Origin of the sequence: Mycobacterium sp. 1245111.1, assembly GCF_001673405.1 — a bacterium.
GTDB lineage: Bacteria > Actinomycetota > Actinomycetes > Mycobacteriales > Mycobacteriaceae > Mycobacterium.
In genome coordinates this window covers 145,836-158,870 of record NZ_LZLV01000136.1, presented here as the reverse complement: position 1 = coordinate 158,870, position 13,035 = coordinate 145,836, and the positions used below count along the sequence as shown (strand labels likewise).

16 protein-coding genes are annotated in these 13,035 nt (G+C 66.9%); 7 read left to right on the top strand and 9 right to left on the bottom strand.

From position 1 onward, the window contains the following. Positions 1–22 precede the first annotated feature (22 nt). Complete coding sequence (locus A5658_RS27735; RefSeq protein ID WP_082993350.1) at positions 23–190, bottom strand: DUF3073 domain-containing protein; 168 nt, start codon at positions 188–190, stop codon at positions 23–25. A gap of 135 nt (positions 191–325) precedes the next feature. Next, positions 326–1,408 carry a folate-binding protein YgfZ gene (locus tag A5658_RS21870; RefSeq protein WP_067340007.1) on the bottom strand — a complete coding sequence of 361 codons (1,083 nt, stop codon included), beginning with the start codon at positions 1,406–1,408 and terminating at the stop codon, positions 326–328. A 260-nt stretch (positions 1,409–1,668) separates the two neighbouring features. Here A5658_RS21870 and A5658_RS21865 point away from each other — a divergent pair, with 260 nt between their 5' ends. After that, positions 1,669–2,550 (top strand): aminodeoxychorismate lyase, encoded by an 882-nt coding sequence (locus A5658_RS21865; protein ID WP_067340004.1) that lies wholly within the window; start codon positions 1,669–1,671, stop codon positions 2,548–2,550. A 262-nt stretch (positions 2,551–2,812) separates the two neighbouring features. Here the strand turns inward: A5658_RS21865 and A5658_RS21860 are convergent, their stop codons facing one another. The 6 genes from A5658_RS21860 to lmeA all read right to left on the bottom strand — a co-directional run bounded on the left by A5658_RS21860 (position 2,813) and on the right by lmeA (position 6,650). Next, complete coding sequence (locus A5658_RS21860; RefSeq protein WP_082993349.1) at positions 2,813–3,493, bottom strand: FABP family protein; 681 nt, start codon at positions 3,491–3,493, stop codon at positions 2,813–2,815. A 122-nt stretch (positions 3,494–3,615) separates the two neighbouring features. Then, on the bottom strand, positions 3,616–3,918 hold the full coding sequence (locus tag A5658_RS21855; RefSeq protein ID WP_067340002.1) for a DUF1416 domain-containing protein: 303 nt from the start codon (positions 3,916–3,918) through the stop codon (positions 3,616–3,618). 2 nt (positions 3,919–3,920) lie between these two features. Beyond that, entirely contained in the window at positions 3,921–4,754 is an 834-nt protein-coding gene (locus A5658_RS21850) for a sulfurtransferase (protein ID WP_067340000.1), read from the bottom strand. Between the two features lie 21 nt (positions 4,755–4,775). Beyond that, on the bottom strand, positions 4,776–5,237 hold the full coding sequence (locus tag A5658_RS21845) for a DUF4395 domain-containing protein (RefSeq protein ID WP_067339998.1): 462 nt from the start codon (positions 5,235–5,237) through the stop codon (positions 4,776–4,778). 202 nt (positions 5,238–5,439) lie between these two features. After that, entirely contained in the window at positions 5,440–5,847 is a 408-nt protein-coding gene (locus A5658_RS21840) for a thioredoxin family protein (protein WP_067339997.1), read from the bottom strand. Continuing rightward, positions 5,844–6,650 (bottom strand): mannan chain length control protein LmeA, encoded by an 807-nt coding sequence (gene lmeA, locus A5658_RS21835; protein ID WP_067339994.1) that lies wholly within the window; start codon positions 6,648–6,650, stop codon positions 5,844–5,846. The genes A5658_RS21840 and lmeA overlap by 4 nt, the downstream gene beginning before the upstream one ends. A 157-nt stretch (positions 6,651–6,807) precedes the next feature. On the opposite strand from lmeA, the gene A5658_RS21830 reads away from it, so the two are divergent. From A5658_RS21830 to pstB, 6 genes are all read left to right on the top strand, one after another. Then, entirely contained in the window at positions 6,808–7,569 is a 762-nt protein-coding gene (locus tag A5658_RS21830; RefSeq protein WP_067339992.1) for a response regulator transcription factor, read from the top strand. After that, positions 7,566–8,441, top strand: a complete 876-nt coding sequence (gene mshD, locus A5658_RS21825) for a mycothiol synthase (RefSeq protein ID WP_067339990.1) — start codon at positions 7,566–7,568, stop codon at positions 8,439–8,441. Before A5658_RS21830 ends, mshD begins: the two co-directional genes overlap by 4 nt. Positions 8,442–8,457: 16 nt before the next feature. Then, positions 8,458–9,555 carry a phosphate ABC transporter substrate-binding protein PstS gene (pstS, locus tag A5658_RS21820; RefSeq protein WP_067340169.1) on the top strand — a complete coding sequence of 366 codons (1,098 nt, stop codon included), beginning with the start codon at positions 8,458–8,460 and terminating at the stop codon, positions 9,553–9,555. Between the two features lie 88 nt (positions 9,556–9,643). After that, positions 9,644–10,621 (top strand): phosphate ABC transporter permease subunit PstC, encoded by a 978-nt coding sequence (pstC, locus tag A5658_RS21815; RefSeq protein WP_082993347.1) that lies wholly within the window; start codon positions 9,644–9,646, stop codon positions 10,619–10,621. After that, on the top strand, positions 10,618–11,550 hold the full coding sequence (gene pstA, locus A5658_RS21810; RefSeq protein WP_067339986.1) for a phosphate ABC transporter permease PstA: 933 nt from the start codon (positions 10,618–10,620) through the stop codon (positions 11,548–11,550). Before pstC ends, pstA begins: the two co-directional genes overlap by 4 nt. Beyond that, positions 11,543–12,319 (top strand): phosphate ABC transporter ATP-binding protein PstB, encoded by a 777-nt coding sequence (pstB, locus tag A5658_RS21805; RefSeq protein ID WP_067339984.1) that lies wholly within the window; start codon positions 11,543–11,545, stop codon positions 12,317–12,319. The genes pstA and pstB overlap by 8 nt, the downstream gene beginning before the upstream one ends. 6 nt (positions 12,320–12,325) lie before the next feature. Here the strand turns inward: pstB and phoU are convergent, their stop codons facing one another. Then, positions 12,326–12,994, bottom strand: a complete 669-nt coding sequence (gene phoU, locus A5658_RS21800; RefSeq protein WP_067339983.1) for a phosphate signaling complex protein PhoU — start codon at positions 12,992–12,994, stop codon at positions 12,326–12,328. Between the last annotated feature and the right edge of the window lie 41 nt (positions 12,995–13,035).

Sequence of the window (13,035 nt, the reverse complement as noted above, 5' to 3'; positions counted from 1 at the left end):
ATGCGGGGAGCCGGGTAGAGCCTTAGTGGCGCACGTCGCTCCAGGGATCGTCGCCCTCCGACTGGTCCGCGTCGTCAGTATCGGAACCGGACAGCTCGCGCTGTAGCCGTTCGAAATCGGTCTGCGGTGAGCTGTATTTAAGGTCTCGAGCGACCTTGGTCTGCTTCGCCTTAGCCCGGCCACGGCCCATGGGGGAACCCCCTCGCGCAATAACGGAGCGGCCCAACAAGTAGGCGGCTCCGATCTCTTGTCTTTATTGTCCTGTCGAACAGTTTAGCGTGCCCGGTGGCCGCGTGCTGTTGCGCCCCGCGGGGTCCAGCAGCCGTCATCGAGCCGTTCCCCGTAACCGCTCGACCGCCACCCGACCGGCGCCCGGCCCACCGTCCGCCGGCAGCGATTCGGGGTCGATCGTCGCCGCCACTTCCGCGTCGCCGCCGGTGCTCAGGGCGGTGTCGGCGGGGATGCCGCGCTTGACCAACGCCAGCGCGATCGGACCGAGGTCGACGTGTTCGACGACCGTTCCCAGCCGGCCGACCGCGCGGCCACCGGCCAGCACCGGATCGCCGGTCGCGGGCCGATCCACCGACCCGTCCAGGTGCAACAGCACCAGCATTCGTGGCGGTTTACCCAGGTTATGCACCCGGGCAACGGTCTCCTGACCGCGGTAGCAGCCCTTGTCGAGGTGGACGGCGCCGCCGATCCAGCCCACCTCGTGCGGGATGGTGCGTTCGTCGGTGTCGACGCCGAGTCGTGGGCGCACCGCGGCCACCCGGTGGGCTTCGTAGGCCCACACCCCGGCCGGGCGCACCCCCGAGGCGGTCAACCGCTGCTGCAGATCCGCCGAACGACCGCGGCCAACGAGGACGTCGAGCTCGATCTGGCTCGGGTTGGCACCGGCCATCCGGCGCACAAAGCCGCCGCCGCTCAGCGGAGTCGCGGTCAGCTCGGCGGGCAACGCGTCGACGCCGAGCGCGTCGAGCACCGCAGGCTCGCCGAGTTGTGGTCCCAGCAGCGACAGCACCGCCAGGTCGGCGGCGGCCGGGGTGACCTGCGACCAGAACACCATCTTCTGCAAGTAGGCCAACAGCGGTTCGCCACGCCAGGGCTCGGTGTCGAGATAGCTGACACCATCGAGCTCGGTCTGAATCCAGTGGTCTTCGACCCGGCCCTGCCCGTCGAGGCTCAGGTTCTGCGTGCTGGCGCCGTCAGCGAGCTCGCTGACGTGCTGGGTGGAGATGCTGTGCAGCCAGGTCTGCCGATCGGCGCCGGTCAGCGTCAGCACACCGCGATGCGACCGATCCACCAGCGCGGCACCGGTTGCGGCGGCGCGCTGCTCGCCCAGTGGGTCGCCGTAGTGCCAAACGGCACCGGCGTCTGGGCTCCTCTCGGGTGCGGGAACTGCGGACACGTATCAACTCTACGGGTCTGCGAGGCTAGGTTTTCGGTGGTGACCCGCTGCGCCCGGCTTCGCCGCGCTTGCGATCACGCGGGGGTTTCTGGTGGTGATCCGCTGCGCCCGGCTTCGCCGCGCTTGCGATCACGCGCGGGTTTCTGGTGGTGATCCGCTGCGCCCGGCTTCGCCGCGCTTGCGATCACGCTGGGGTTTCTGGTGGTGACCCGCTGCGCCCGGCTTCGCCGCGCTTGCGATCACCACTAAAGTTTTGCCCCATGACTGGCCACCCGGGCGTGATCGTGACGCTCGACGGCGAGGTGCACCCGCCCGGCGCGCCGCTGCTGTTCGCCGACGACCTCGCGGCAGTGCGGGGCGACGGCGTCTTCGAGACGCTGCTGGTCCGCGACGGCCGTGCTTGTCTGGTCGACGCGCACCTGGGCCGGTTGACCCATTCGGCGAAGCTGGTCGAGCTGCCGGAGCCGGACCTGTCCGCGTGGCGGCACGCGATCGACCTAGCGACCGAGCAGTGGGTGGGCGACACCAGCGACGAGGCCATGATGCGGCTGGTCTACAGCCGCGGCCGTGAGCGCGGCTCGGCGCCAACGGCATACGTCATGGTCAATCCGGTTGCCGACCGGATCGCGACGGTTCGCCGCGACGGGCTGGCCGCGATCACACTGCCCCGCGAACTGCCCTCGTCCGGCGTCGAGAACATGCCCTGGCTGCTGGCCGGCGCCAAGACCCTGTCGTACGCCATCAACATGGCCGCGCTGCGGTATGCCGACCACCACGGCGCGGGCGACGTCATATTCTTCAGCGCCGACGGCTACATCCTCGAAGGACCTCGCTCGACGGTGGTGATCGCCACCGCCGGGGACGACGGCAACGTGTGCCTGCTGACTCCGCCGCCCTGGTATCCGATCCTGCGCGGCACGACGCAGCAGGCCCTGTTCGCCGTAGCTCGCGCTAAAGGTTACGACTGCGACTACCGCGCATTGCGCATCGCAGATCTGCTTGCCGCGCAAGGAATTTGGCTGGTCTCGAGTATGACGCTGGCGGCGCGGGTGCACACCCTCGACGGCCAGCCACTGCCGCGCGCTTCGCTGACGGCTGAATTCGCGGCGCTAGTTGACGCCGCGATCGTCAGCGATCGCTGAAATCGGTTGTCGGCGTGGCGCGCAGCGGGTACCTTCGCCAGTACACAGGAGAGGAGGTGGTCCGAGAAATTGATAGCTTATTGGACTTGTGAGGTGGCTGCCCGCTAGCAGTACCAGGCGAGGAATCACCTGCGCGCGCTGGCGAATTCCCCGCAGCCACCCGGCCCCCGAGCCTCCGGTTTGTCCAACCTGGAACTACGGCTCGGGGGCTGCCCATTTCTAGGGCAGCCCGCAAATGCGTTGTCCGGCAGTCGGTATCGGATCAGCCGACGAAACGAGACAGCCGCGCCGACAGGTGCGGAATCAGCCCGCCGTCGGCGTCCACCCGCTCTTCGACATACGCCAAATCACCGCCCTCGACGATGCCGTAGAGCCGTTTGGCCCCGCCGACCAGCACGCCCGAGCGGCTGCGGGCCAGCGCATCGGTGGCCAGCTCCCACGACGATTGGTTGAGCGGGCGGCCGTAGAACAGCTCGATGTAGCCCGCGGAGTGCGCCAGCAGCAGTTCGATGGCCTGCGACTCCGAGGGGTCGTCGGGTTCGTTGACGAAGCGCCAGTAGCCCGTCTCGCGCAGGTCGGGCGCCTCGTACTCACCGGCCTCGCTGACCCGCCACGAACGGGACTCCCAGTTCAGGTAGTCGCCGCCGTCGTGGGAGACGACGATCTGCTGGCCGAACCGGTAATCGCCGTGGGCTCCACGCCCTTCGCCCTCGCCGCGCCACACGCCGACCAACGGAAGCAATGCCAGCAGCGCGTCGTGCAGGTTGGCGCCCTCGCGCAAATTGGCGGTGTCGGCGGGGATCGGCAGGTCGTCGAAGACCGGGACGTTGCGCGTCGCTGTCTCCTTGGCGCGTTGCGCCGCTGCGGCTACCGCGCGATCACCGGAGCCCGGCACCCGGCCCGAGTCGATGGCGTCGGAGTCGTCGTCGGGGGAGGACGTCACGATTCGTCGGTGATCAGGCGATACAGCGTGTACAGCGCGAACCAGGAGATGACCACGACGGACGCGACGAGGATGATCTCGAAGAACAGAACCACGATGACGAGTCTAGTTCGGCGGACCGATCACGCGATTTTGACGTCGACCTCGTGGATGCCGGCGCCCTTGGGCTCGACGATCGCGTCGCCGTTGCCGGCGGCCGACAGCGCCCGCAGTGTCCACGACCCGGGGGCCGCGAAGAAACGGAAGTCGCCGGTGGCCGAAGCCACTACCTCGGCGGTGAACTCGCCCGAGGAATCCAGCAGTCGCACAAAAGAGCCGCCCACGACCTGGCCGTCACGGTCGACGACCCGGCCGGTGATCACCGTTTCCTTCTCCAGGTCGACGCTGGCCGGCAGAGTCTGTCCTTGCTTTGGCGCAGAGCACATAATCAGCTTCCCAACTCGATTGGGGCTCCAACCAGGGAGCCGTATTCCGTCCAACTGCCGTCGTAGTTCTTGACGTTCCGGTGTCCCAGCAGTTCCTGCAGGACGAACCAGGTGTGCGACGACCGTTCCCCGATTCGACAGTAAGCAATCGTCTCCTTCGAACCGTCGAGGCCGGCGTCGGCGTAAATTTTGGCCAGCTCCTCGTCCGATTTGAACGTGCCGTCGTCGTTGGCGGTCCTGCTCCAGGGCACGTTGATCGCGCCGGGAATGTGACCGGGCCGTTGGCTCTGTTCCTGCGGCAAGTGTGCGGGCGCCAGAATCTTGCCGGAGAACTCATCGGGTGAGCGCACGTCGACCAGGTTCTTCGCGTTGATCGCGGCCAGCACCTCGTCGCGGAAGGCGCGGATCGTGTTGTCCGCGGGCTTCGCGGTGTAGCTGGTGGCGGGCCGGCTCACCTTTTCTGTGGAAAACGGGCGGCCGTCGAGCTGCCACTTCTTGCGGCCGCCGTCGAGCAGCTTGACGTCCTCATGGCCGTAGAGCTTGAAGTACCAGTAGGCGTAGGCGGCGAACCAGTTGTTGTTGCCGCCGTAGAGCACCACGGTGTCGTCGTTGCCGATGCCACGCTCGCTGAGCAGCTTGGAGAACTGCGCGGCGTCGACGAAGTCGCGGCGGATCGGGTCTTGCAGATCGGTTCGCCAGTCCAGCTTGACCGCGCCGGCGATGTGTCCGTCGTCGTAGGCACTGGTGTCTTCGTCGACCTCGACGAAGACCACGTGGTCAGCGTCAAGGTTGCTCTGGGCCCAGTCGGCGGAGACCAGGACGTCGGAGCGGGCCATAGGGGAAGTTCCTTTCGATCGCTATGAGGTGCTGTGGACCGGCTTCAAGCGCGCCACGAGCGGGTAGAGCTGGCAGCCCAGGCAGATGCCGAAGGCTGCGTTGAGGAAGGCGGCTACCAGGGCCGCCCCGGTGAGCACGACCCCGAAGAGTACAGCGCCGTTGGCGAACCCGATCGCGGCCGGGGCGGCGAAAATCAGGCCGACCAGCTGAGCGAACTTCAGCGGGGGAACGGGCTCCCGCTCACGCACCGGGCTCAGTCGCGGCGCGACCAGCTTGGCGAACACCTGGCCGTAGGGGTGGCGTCGCGGTCCAGCCAGCGCCCCGATCGCGAACACGACGGACTGCAGCCCGAGGATCTGGGCGGCGGCGAACGGGCTGACGCCGGACACCAGCAGGGTGATGACGAGGACGGCGGTGGTGATCCAGGCCGCGAAGCGCGGTCCCCGGACGTCCACCTGATCGGGGTTCGTGGTGTCCGACATGATGCTGCTCCTGATTGCACGACTTATGTGGCGACGCGCCACGGGGTTCTGGTTGCTCCGAGCGCGGCGCGAGAAGGCGCGGCTACTCAGCAGCTACAACAACAGCAGCAGCCTGCGACGCGGCACAGTACGACTGAGCGGCGGTTGGTGAGCATGAGCTCGACGCGGGCGGACACGCCATGCAGCTTACCCAATGCCGACGTCATGAAGCCAACAGCGGCGTCAGGGCCGACCGCAGGTCGTCGGCTTTGGGCACACCCGAGGTGCGATAACGCTGCCGGCCCTCGGCGTCGAAGATGAAGGTCGTGGGCAGCGACAGCACCGAAAGACGGCGCGCGGCGGCCGGATTGGCGTCCATGTCGATCTCGACGTGCGCGACCTGCTCGAGGCCGTCGCACACCTGGTTGACCACGCGGCGCACCTGAGCGCAGGGTCCGCACCACGATGCGCTGAAATGCACGACGGTCGGACCCTGGGACGACAGGCCGAGGTCGGTGGTGTCGACGTCGTCGGCCGCCGCGCGAACGGCACCGGACCGGCGGGTCATCAGCCAGCCGATGAGCGCGGCGGCGGCCAACGCCACGAGCACCGCGACTACAGCCGAAGTCATGCCCGGTTGAACCCGTCAAGGGTGATCGTTAATCCCGTGGTGATGCCCTCGATGATCACGTCAGAGCCGCGGGCGCCCTCGGTGGTCGGTGCCACCCCGAACGGCAATCTCTGGTCGGGCAGCTTGCCGGCGAACGCTGCGAGCACCGCATCACGCTTGTCGTCCGGCACCGGTTCGTTGGCGGTGTTAGGGCCGGTCAGGACGCCGGTGGGGGTGAATACCAGCGTGGAGTCGTCATCGCCGGTCATCGACAGGTCCACCGCGACGCTGACGCGCTTGCCGAAGGCTTTGGGCGTGCCGCTGAACACCAGGTCGTTGCTGCCTGAGATCCCGGACTCGGTGGTGCCGCCGCTGGCGGTGTTGGTGTCTTTGGCGGGCGCTTCGACGATCAGGTCCCGAATGCCCAGGTAACGGCCCAGATGCAGCGAGTCGATGATGATCCGGCTCTCCAGCTTGCCGACTGGCAGCTTGGCATTCGGCCTGATCAGCCATGACGCGTCGGTCAGGTCGACCGAGTGCATCGTGGCTTCCAACGTGGCCTTGCCGATCACCGGGCGCTCGACCCCGCCGGCCTTGATCTCGACATCCTCGTAGCGGTGGCGCATCGCCTGCGGGATCAGTGGGAACGCGATGATCGCCACGAACGGGTCGAAGCCCAGGTGGGCCGTTTCGCGCACCGTCCGTGCCAGTCGATACTCGGCATAGATGCTGGTCCCGAAGTCGGTGCCGACGGCCGCCAGCACCACGACCACCACAGCCGACAGCACGGCCGTCGCTCCGACCAGCGCCTTACGCATCCGCATATTGTGGCCTACGCGCGGCCTCGGGTGTGCATCGTCACCGGCGTCGGCGCGCGAAAGACCTGGTTGCAAGCTATCGTTTAATGACCTGGCCGTTAAACTTCGTATCTCGCCATGAATTTTGGGAGACGCCTTTCCCACGAAAGCTGGAGGGGCTTGCTTGGACCTGTTGCTGTTGACCGCCGAGCCGAATCCGGATGTGGTTCTGCCGTCCTTGTCGCTGCTCGCACACGCCCTGCGCACCGCGCCGCCGGATGTGTCGTCGCTGCTGGAGGCCGGCAGCGCTGACATCTTGATCGTCGACGCGCGTCTGGACTTGCCGGCCGCGCGGGGACTGTGCCGCCTGCTGGGTTCCACGGGCCGGTCGATCCCGGTGGTGGTAGTGGTCAACGAGGGCGGTCTGGTGGCCGTCAACGCGGATTGGGGGCTTGACGAGATCCTGCTGCCCGGCACCGGGCCCGCCGAGCTCGATGCCCGGCTGCGGCTGCTCGTCGGCCGGCGAGGCAACCTGCAGGATCAGGAAGGCGTCGGCAAGATCAGCCTCGGCGAACTCGTGATCGACGAAGGCACTTACACCGCCCGGTTGCGCGGCCGTCCGCTCGATCTCACCTACAAGGAATTCGAGCTGCTGAAGTATCTCGCCCAGCACGCGGGTCGGGTGTTCACCCGGGCCCAATTGCTGCACGAGGTATGGGGTTACGACTTCTTCGGTGGCACCCGTACCGTCGACGTGCACGTGCGGCGGCTGCGCGCGAAACTCGGGCCGGAGTACGAGGCCCTGATCGGCACGGTCCGCAATGTGGGCTACAAGGCGGTGCGCCCGACCAGGGGTCGGCCGCCGAGCCCGGAGACGGCTGACGACGACGAGGACGACGCGGACTCTCACGCAGAGCCGCTGGCCGATCCGCTGCACAGCCAGTGACGGCGCCGCAATGGCGCGCGGCGCTGGCGGCCGACGAGCAGCACCAGATTCGCGAACTTATCACTGCTGCAACCGAATTCGATACCGTAGCGCCCGTCGGCGAGCAGGTGCTGCGTGAGTTGCCGCACGATCGTACGGAACATCTGCTGGTTACCGACCGTGGCGCCATCGTCGGCTATCTGAACCTCGCTGCGATAGCGGAACTGGTTGTCCACCCCGCTGCCCGCCGAAAAGGCATCGGCGCGGCAATGATCAACGCTGCACTGTCGAAAACCGATGGCAAGAGCCACTTTTGGGCGCACGGCACCCTGGAGCCGGCGCGCGCGACCGCGTCGGCGCTGGGGTTGTCGAGCGTTCGCGAACTCGTCCAGATGCGCCGCAGCCTCGACGGGATCTCCGAGCCCGTAGTGCCAGACGGCGTGCGCATCCGGACCTACGCCGGCACCGCCGACGACGCAGAGCTGTTGCGGGTCAACAACTCTGCCTTCGCGACACACCCAGAGCAGGGCGGCTGGACCGAAGCCGATCTCGCCGAGCGGCGCGCCGAGGCCTGGTTCGATCCCGAGGGCCTGTTTCTTGCTTTCAGCGAACAGACCGGCGCCCTGCTGGGGTTCCACTGGACCAAGGTGCATCCCGACGCGGAAGGTCTTGGCGAGGTCTATGTCGTCGGCGTCGACCCGGCCTCCCAAGGAGGGGGGCTGGGCGGCGTGCTGACCGCGGTCGGCGTCGCCCACCTGTCGCAGAGGCTGGCCGGCGAGCCGCATCCGACCGTGATGCTCTACGTCGAGTCGGACAACACCGCAGCGCTGCGGACGTATGCCCGGCTTGGGTTCTCCCAGTACCGCGTCGACACCGCCTACGCGCAGGGCTAACGTGTTCCCCTGCCGTGTGAAGCTCCACCCGCTGCGCGGCGCACTGGCGGCCGTCGTGGTGTCGGGCACCCTGGCCACCGGCTGCGGCAGCGACAACAACCTGCACGGGCTGGCGGCGCCGTCCGGCCCGGTGGACTGCGCCGGTAAACCCGATCTGACCGCCGAGGGTTCGACTGCTCAGCAGAACGCCATCGCACTGTTCAACATGGCCTGGTCACAGCTGTGCCCCGGCAAGCAGCTGGCGTACAACCCAACCGGGTCGGGCGCTGGACGCGAGCAGTTCATCGCCAAGCACGTGGACTTCGCCGGGTCGGACTCGCCGCTCACCCAAGAGCAGATCGGTCCGGCTGCCGCGCGCTGCAACGGAAATCCCGCCTGGCACCTGCCGATGGTGTTCGGCCCGATCGCGATCGTCTACCACCTGGAGGGGATCAACAAGCTCGTCGTCAACGCTGACGTGCTGGCCAAGATCTTCAGCGGCTCGATCACCGCATGGGACGACGCGGCGCTCGCCCAACTCAATCCCGGCACGTCGCTGCCGAACACCCGGATCTCGCCGATTTACCGCTCGGACTCCTCGGGCACCACGGACAACTTCCAGAAATACCTCGCCACGGCCGCCCCCGGCAGCTGGACCCGCGGCACCGGCAGTGAGTTTCAGGGCGGCGTCGGCGAGGGCGCGCAGAAGTCCGCCGGCATCATCCAGGCCGTGCACGCCGCGCCCGGCGCGATCGGCTACGTCGAACAGGGCTTCGCGGATCAAGCTGGAATGCCGTACGCGCAGCTCAACGACGGCGCGGGTGCAGTCGCGCTCAGCGAGGACTCGGCCCGCAAGGCCATCGACGGCGCCACCTTCGCCGGGGTCGGCGACGATCTGAGACTCAACATGAAGTCGATTTACCGCACCCAGGCCGCCGGCGCCTATCCGCTGGTATTGGCCACCTACGAGATCGTCTGCTCGCGGGGCTATGACCCCGCGACCAGCGCCGCGATCAAGTCGCTGCTGACTGTCGCCGCCGACGACGCCCAGGCCGGCCTGTCCAGCGCGGGCTACGTTCCCCTGCCGGACAAGTTCAAAAGGCGGCTGCTCACGGCTATCAACGCGATCCGGTGATCGGACGAATTACCCTTTTGTCCGAGGGCTGCCGACCGATGGGGAAACAGTGACGACACCGAATCCAGCCGATACCGGCTCGGGAGCGATGGTCGTCGAATCGTCTCGCAGCTCGGCCCCGCTGGGCTGGGGAGTGGTCAAACACAGCCGCGGTGATCGACTGTTCCGCGGTTTGTCGGAGGGCTCCGGGGCCCTGATCGTCGTGTTGATCGCCGCGATCGGGCTGTTCCTGCTGATGCGCGCAATCCCCGCGCTGTCGCGCAACCGGGCCAACTTCTTCACCTACGGCGGCAACTGGGACACCTCGAACACCGAGTCGATGTGGTTCGGTGTGTTCGACCTGGTTCAGGTGACGATGATGGTGGCGCTGTTCGCCTTGATCCTGGCGATGCCTATTTCGTTGGGAATCGCGATCTTCCTGGCCCAGTACTCACCGCGGCGAATCACCGGACCGCTGGCCTACATCGTCGAACTGCTCGCGGCGGTCCCGTCGATCATCTACGGCGTCTGGGGTCTTTTCGTGCTGGCGCCGCGGCTGAGACCGGTCGCGACGTGGCTCAACCAGCATCTGGGCGGGGTGTTCCTATTCGCGACGGGCAACGCGTCGGTGTCCGGCGGCGGCACGATCTTCACCGGCGGGATCGTGCTGGCGGTGATGATCCTGCCGATCATCACCGCGGTCACCCGCGAGGTCTTCATGAAGACGCCGCAGGGTCAGATCGAGGCGGCGCTGGCGCTCGGCGCCACCCGCTGGGAGGTGGTCAAGACCGCAGTGCTGCCGTTCGGACGGTCCGGCTACGTCAGCGGCGCGATGCTGGGTCTGGGCCGTGCGCTGGGCGAGACGATTGCGTTGCTGATCATCCTGCGCGGCACCCAGTCACCGTTCCGTTGGTCGCTGTTCGACGGCGGCTACACCTTCGCCACCAAGATCGCGGCCACGGCATACGACTTCAACGACGAGTACAGGGCCGGCGCCTACATCGCCGCCGGTTTGGTGTTGTTCTTGCTCACGCTGCTGGTGAACGCGATGGCGCGCGCCGCCGTCACGGGCAGGGCTCGACGATGACGTCGATACTCGATCGCCCGCTGAAGGCGCGAAGGTTCACCGGGCTGAGTCTGCGCCGCCGGGCCGCCAATGCCGTGGCGACCGTATTGGTGACGCTGTCGGTCGGGGTGGCTCTGGGACCGTTGATCTGGCTGCTGTACTCGGTGGTGGCCAAGGGCTTCGACACGGTCAAATCCACTGTGTGGTGGACACATTCGCAAGCCGATATGACGGCATTCATGGCCGGCGGCGGCGCCTACCACGCGATCGTCGGGACAGTCTTGCAAGGCCTGGTGTGCGCGGCGATCTCCATTCCGATCGGTGTCTTCGTCGCGATCTACCTGGTCGAGTACGGCGGCGACAGCACGATGGGCAAGCTGACCAGCTTCATGGTCGACATCCTGACCGGGGTGCCGTCGATCGTGGCCGCCTTGTTCATCTATGCGTTGTTCGTCGCCACGTTCGGCCTTCCGCGATCCGCCCTCGCGGTATCGCTGGCGCTGGTGCTGCTGATGATCCCGGTGATCGTCCGCACCACCGAGGAGATGCTGCACATCGTCCCGGTGGAACTGCGCGAAGCCAGCTACGCGCTGGGCGTGCCGACCTGGCGGACCATCACCAAGATCGTGCTTCCGGCCGGCATGTCCGGCATCATCACCGGCATCCTGCTGGCCCTGGCCCGGGTGATGGGCGAGACGGCGCCGCTGCTGATCCTGGTCGGCTACTCGCAGGCGATGAACTTCAACATCTTCGGCGGTTTCATGGGTTCGCTGCCGGGAATGATGTACGACCAGAACTCGGCCGGGGCGGGCACCAGTCCGATTCCTACTAATCGGCTGTGGGGCGCCGCCCTGACGCTGATCGTGCTGATCGCCGTCATTAACCTGGTGGCCAGGATCGTCTCGAAAGTCTTTGCTCCCGAGAGGTTAGGCAGGAGTTCCGGTGGCTAAGCGGTTGGACCTCAAAGAGGTCAACATCTTCTATGGCGCTTTCCAGGCGGTCGCCGATGTCTCGCTGACAGTCCTGCCGCGCAGCGTGACGGCGTTCATCGGGCCGTCGGGTTGCGGCAAGACCACCGTGCTGCGGACGCTCAACCGAATGCACGAAGTGACGCCCGGTGCGCGTATGCAGGGCAGCGTGCTACTCGACGACGACGACATCTACGGCTCCGGTATCGACCCGGTCGGTGTGAGGCGGGCGATCGGCATGGTGTTCCAGCGGCCAAACCCGTTCCCTACCATGTCGATTCGCGACAACGTGGTGGCCGGCCTGAAGTTGCAGGGTGTGCGCAACCGCAAACTGCTCGACGACACCGCCGAGTACGCGCTGCGCGGCGCCAACCTGTGGGACGAGGTCAAGGATCGATTGGACCGGCCCGGTGGTGGCCTGTCCGGAGGTCAGCAGCAGCGGCTGTGCATCGCGCGGGCGATCGCCGTCCAGCCCGACGTGCTGCTGATGGACGAGCCGTGTTCCTCGCTGGACCCGATCTCGACGATGGCGATCGAAGACCTCATCGCAGAGTTGAAGCAGGAATACACGATCGTGATCGTCACCCACAACATGCAGCAGGCGGCCCGGGTCAGCGATCACACCGCGTTCTTCAACCTTGAAGCGGTCGGCAAGCCGGGTCGGCTGGTTGAGATCGACGACACCGAGAAGATCTTCTCCAACCCGACCCAGCGGGCCACCGAGGACTACATCTCGGGCCGCTTCGGCTGAGCCGACCTAGCCCGACTGCGCGACGGTCTCGTCTTCGGGCAGGTGGCCGGTCGCCTGGAATATCACTCGGCGCGCGACCTCCACGGCGTGATCGGCGAAGCGCTCGTAGAACCGGCCCAGCAACGTCACGTCCACGGCCGCGGCCACGCCGTGCTTCCACTCCCGATCCATCAACACGGTGAACAGGTGGCGGTGCAGGTCGTCCATCGCGTCGTCTTCTTCGCGGATGCGAGCGGCCTTCTCCGGGTCGCGCGACTGCAGCACTTCCTGCGCACTATTGCCCAATTCGACTGCGAGCCTGCCCATTTCGGCGAAGTAGCCGTTGACTTCCTCGGGCAGCGTGTGCTGTGGATGACGTCGGCGGGCGATCTTGGCGACATGCAGGGCCAGCGCCCCCATCCGGTCGATGTCGGCGACCATCTGGATGGCACTCACGATCGAGCGAAGGTCGCCGGCGACCGGGGCCTGCAGGGCCAGGAGCACGAACGCGCTCTCCTCGGCCTGCGCGCTCAGTTCGGCGATCTTCTCGTGGTCGGAGATGACTTGTTCGGCGAGAACCAGGTCGGCCTGCAACAGCGCTTGGGTTGCCCGTTCCATCGCGGCACCGGCCAGCCCACACATCGCTCCCAGCTGTTCGGAGAGCTCAGCGAGCTGCTCATGGTAGGCGGTGCGCATATCGCAAGGGTACGTTCCGAATCCGGCAAGGGGCGTGAACC